Genomic DNA, 4,063 nt, shown 5'->3' on the forward strand with positions numbered 1-4,063 from the left:
TCTCTGATTATTGTAACCAGGCACAGGATAAAAATACATGAAACAGTTATTTAAAATATATTATGTAGTTTCAAAAACTATGTGTTACAATAATGATAATACACTCGCATGGAGGAAATGTCAATAGATATCAGGAATCTTCTTCTATCACCTGAATTTCCAAATAGTCAAAATCAATATCCTCGATAAAATTATCCTGATAAAACCGAACCTTATTGTGACGCTTGAAATCCTTTACTGTTTTGTCCAGCCAGATGGGCTTGCCCAAGTCAAACTGGACGCATATTTCGTCCAGGGCCCGGAAAATTTTGTGAGTGCGGGTATCGGCGCTGCCGTCACAAATGCAGGTATCCTGCAGCATATGATTATCTTTAAAGGTTCTTGCCCATAAGCGAAACATAAATGGAACTCCTTTCAAAAATGTATTTTAGACAGTATAGCATGTCATAATATTTTTGTATATGTCATATATATACAAGGTACGGTTCTAAATATTATTGACAAATTTTCTTAAAAAAGGATTAATTATTTGTGAATATTATACATTTTTATCATGCTTTATGCTATACTGATTTTATAAAGGCAGAGAATTATAAAATAGAAGGAGCTAAAATGGAACTAAAGGTGGACAATGGAGAAGGCATTGACAGCTGGCAGGAGGTCATGCTTGTATATAATGCTGCGCTGCGGCAGATAGAAACGAAAATGCAGATTCTGAATGATGAGTTTCAGCATGTTCATCAGTATAATCCCATAGAGCATATTAAGGTCAGGATCAAAACGCCGGAGAGCATCGTAAAGAAGCTGAAAAGAAATGGCTATGAGTCCACGATTGACAATATGGTAAAGTACATCAACGACATTGCAGGTATCCGCATTATCTGCTCCTTTACCTCTGATATCTACAGGATTGCGGACATGATAAGCGAGCAGAGGGATATTAAAGTGATTGCGGTAAAGGATTATATTACATATCCCAAGGCGAGCGGGTATAAAAGCTATCATATGATTGTTTCGGTGCCGGTGTATCTGTCCGACCGTATTGTGGACACAAAGGTGGAGATACAGATACGCACGGTAGCCATGGATTTCTGGGCCAGCCTGGAGCATAAAATCCATTATAAGTTTGAAGGGGACGCCCCGGAGCATATCAAGAACGAATTGGTGGAGTGTGCCAGAATGGTGTCGGATCTGGACGCAAGAATGCTTTCCCTGAACGAAGAAATTCTGGCCATCAGCCGGGAAAGAGAAAAGGAATAGCTCAGGCAGGAGTTTCTCTATTGCTGAAAGAAACAGCAGCCATAAAATGAGGAGTGCCCAGACACCTTTCGGTATCTGGGCTATTATGAAAAAATTTATCTATGTGTTATGCTGACATCAATGGCCATTTCCTTTGGCTACAAATAGAGTATAGCAATAAAATATGAACAAAATATGAACGGCATGTAAATTATTGGTTAATGTAACAAAAACATATAGTGAATTAAAGATTTTCGTATGCAGTTTGCACAAAAATCGGTTTCTGTTGTCAGAAAACTGAAAAAATGATAAAATGTCCCTATGTAATGCAGACACCACAGATACTTATATTCGAAACATGGCAGGTGGATAATTCGGAGGGAAATGGATGGATATGTTTATGGACAAGTTGGCACAGAAGCTGACTGCACAGGAAATGATTCAGGCGAATACTGCGGCGGATACGGAAGAGCTTAACCGTCTGAAGGATCGTCTTAAGGAGTACAACGATTGTCTGGACCGGCTTAAGGCGATCGTGGAGGAAGGAGATGCAAGGCTTAAGGAGTCAAAGTCGGACAGCGGGCAGGTTGCCCGGCTGGTGGATGAAGCCATTCAAAAAATTCATGAAATAAAACAGGATTCCGAAGCCCTTGAGGAATGGAAGGCCGAGTTTGTGGAAAAACTGGAGGGAAGCGGCGAAGGCGTGCACCGGGAGTGCGTGAAGGTTTACCGCAACGTACAGGCTGTGGTAGTGGAGGAATCCGCAAAGCAGACGGAGGGTCTTGACCGGCTCAGTGACATTGCGGGAAAAGCTTCTGGAAAGCTGAATGCGGTATTGGGAATTTCCATTGCAGCCCTTGTGCTGTCCCTTGGAAGCGTGGTTGTGCAGGTGATGAATCTGCTGAATTTTAAATTCTTCTAAAAAGTTTTCATGCGAAGGGAAAAATGATGGCAAAAGAGATTTGGAAGCCGGGGAATATGCTGTATCCATTGCCGGTGGTTATGGTCAGCATGGCGGATAAAAGCGGCAGAGCCAATATTATAACGCTTGCCTGGGTGGGAACAATCTGCACAAATCCTCCCATGTTGAGCATTTCCGTGCGCCCGGAACGCTATTCCTATCCGATTTTGCGGGACACCGGAGAATTTGTGGTAAATCTGACTACCAGGGGACTGGTTTTTGCCACAGATTACTGTGGCGTTAAGAGCGGCAGGGATGTGGATAAATTTGAGGAGCTTAAGCTGACAAAGGCGGATGCGGCTTATGTGAAAGCGCCTATGATCGGAGAGAGCCCTGTGAATATTGAGTGCAGAGTCAGGCAGGTGAAGCCCTTAGGCTCTCATGATCTGTTTCTTGCAGACGTGCTGGCGGTGCACGCAGATGAGAAATATATGGATGAGGGGCGAAAATTTCATCTGGAGAAGGCGGAACCCATTGTCTATTCCCACGGCGCTTATTTAAGCTGTGGGGAGCAGCTGGGAACCTTCGGCTACAGTGTGCGCAAAAAGCAGAAAGGAAGCCGCCGCAGTGGCTGAGGGCTACCTCTCTTGGAAGCTGTCTGGGGAGTCTAAAAGACTCCCCCTTTTTACGGCATCATTTCCGTAGCGTTTCCGGATGCTGTCCAGGGCGGCGTCCAGCCGCTTTTGCTTTTCTGATACCGGGGAGGCATAGTCGAACAGGCTCAGCTGTATAGGTTCGCCTTCCTCCACAAGCTTTGCGGTGCGCACCCCCAAAAGGCGGATGGGAGTGCCGTCCCAGAGCTCGTCGAACAGACGGCTGGCCTCTTTGTAAATCACATCTGTGGAAGCACTTGGAGCCTCCAGGAGCGTTTGATGGGAGACGTTTCGGAAGGTATTATATTTGATCTCCGTACAGACCAGGCCTGCCAGCTGATGAGAGGTGCGAAGCCGCCTTCCCACGGACTCTGAGAGGGAGAGCAGAACCTTATGGGCCTCCTGCCTGGTCAGCGCATCCTCTGCAAGGGTGGTGGAATTTCCTACGCCTTTCAGCTTTGCGGGTTCGGAGAGCACCTCGGAATCATCCTGTCCGTTGGCATAATTCCAGAGGGTCAGCCCGTGGCTTTTTAAGTGGGCCTCTAAAATGTCTGGATCTGCCTGGGCAAGATCGCCAATGGTGAGTATGCCCAGCTTTTTCAGGGTTTCCTGGCTGGAGCGGCCGCACATAAACAGACGGGAAACGGGAAGGGGCCACAGCTTTTTTTGGATTTCCCAGGAATACAGGGTGTGCACCAGATTTGGCTTTTTAAAGTCGGAGGCCATTTTGGCAAGCACCTTTTTGTCTGAAATGCCGATATTCACTGTAAAATCAAATTTTGCGAAAATCGTATCCTTGATATAGGCTGCGGCAGCTTCCGGAGAGGTATATTTACCGGCTATGGGGGTATAATCCATATAGCATTCATCAATGCTGACCTGCTCAATATCCGGGCAGATTCCCGAGAGGAAATCCATGAGAAGCAAGCTCATGTGTTCGTAAAGCGCATGGTCGGGAGGTACATTTACCAGGTGCGGGCATTTGCGGAAGGCGTTGACGATGGGCTCTCCTGTCACAATGCCGTAGGCCTTTGCAGGTATGGATTTGGCTAAAACCACGCCGTGGCGCCTGCTCATATCTCCCCCCACAATAGAGGGAATCAGGCGAAGGTCCACATCGCTTCCCTCCCGCAGGCGGGCTAAGGAAGTCCAGCTTAAATAAGCGGAGTTTACGTCAATATGAAAAATAATGGGGTCTGCCATAAAAAATAACCTCCGGTGTGCTTTTGCTTCCAGTATAGCACAATCTTTCCTTTACAAGGAAAATAAA

Annotated in this window: 5 protein-coding genes; 3 read left to right on the forward strand and 2 right to left on the reverse strand. The window is 46.0% G+C overall.

Features of this window, described 5'->3' with window-relative positions; genetic code table 11:
• Positions 1 to 130: 130 nt before the first annotated feature.
• Positions 131 to 400 carry a hypothetical protein gene (locus AC1WIP_RS12430; protein ID WP_318703746.1) on the reverse strand — a complete coding sequence of 90 codons (270 nt, stop codon included), beginning with the start codon at positions 398 to 400 and terminating at the stop codon, positions 131 to 133.
• A gap of 212 nt (positions 401 to 612) precedes the next feature.
• Here AC1WIP_RS12430 and AC1WIP_RS12435 point away from each other — a divergent pair, with 212 nt between their 5' ends.
• The 3 genes from AC1WIP_RS12435 to AC1WIP_RS12445 all read left to right on the forward strand — a co-directional run bounded on the left by AC1WIP_RS12435 (position 613) and on the right by AC1WIP_RS12445 (position 2,775).
• Positions 613 to 1,260 carry a GTP pyrophosphokinase gene (locus tag AC1WIP_RS12435; protein WP_318703748.1) on the forward strand — a complete coding sequence of 216 codons (648 nt, stop codon included), beginning with the start codon at positions 613 to 615 and terminating at the stop codon, positions 1,258 to 1,260.
• A gap of 367 nt (positions 1,261 to 1,627) precedes the next feature.
• The gene (locus AC1WIP_RS12440; RefSeq protein ID WP_481142126.1) at positions 1,628 to 2,161 is read left to right on the forward strand and encodes a hypothetical protein; all 534 of its coding nucleotides are present in this window, start codon (positions 1,628 to 1,630) and stop codon (positions 2,159 to 2,161) included.
• A gap of 26 nt (positions 2,162 to 2,187) precedes the next feature.
• Positions 2,188 to 2,775, forward strand: coding sequence for a flavin reductase family protein (locus AC1WIP_RS12445; RefSeq protein ID WP_481142128.1), 588 nt, complete (start codon positions 2,188 to 2,190; stop codon positions 2,773 to 2,775).
• A gap of 3 nt (positions 2,776 to 2,778) precedes the next feature.
• Here the strand turns inward: AC1WIP_RS12445 and AC1WIP_RS12450 are convergent, their stop codons facing one another.
• A complete protein-coding gene (locus tag AC1WIP_RS12450; RefSeq protein ID WP_481142127.1) occupies positions 2,779 to 3,996 on the reverse strand; it encodes a DNA polymerase Y family protein in 1,218 nt (405 codons plus the stop codon).
• Positions 3,997 to 4,063: the final 67 nt, after the last annotated feature.

Source organism: Acetatifactor sp. (assembly GCF_982438285.1).

Coding starts and splice junctions, on each gene's coding strand:
- AC1WIP_RS12430 (WP_318703746.1), bottom strand. CDS start 400: ATGTTTCGCTTATGGGCAAGAACCTTTAAAGATAATCATATGCTGCAG.
- AC1WIP_RS12435 (WP_318703748.1), top strand. CDS start 613: ATGGAACTAAAGGTGGACAATGGAGAAGGCATTGACAGCTGGCAGGAG.
- AC1WIP_RS12450 (WP_481142127.1), bottom strand. CDS start 3,996: ATGGCAGACCCCATTATTTTTCATATTGACGTAAACTCCGCTTATTTA.
- AC1WIP_RS12445 (WP_481142128.1), top strand. CDS start 2,188: ATGGCAAAAGAGATTTGGAAGCCGGGGAATATGCTGTATCCATTGCCG.
- AC1WIP_RS12440 (WP_481142126.1), top strand. CDS start 1,628: ATGGATATGTTTATGGACAAGTTGGCACAGAAGCTGACTGCACAGGAA.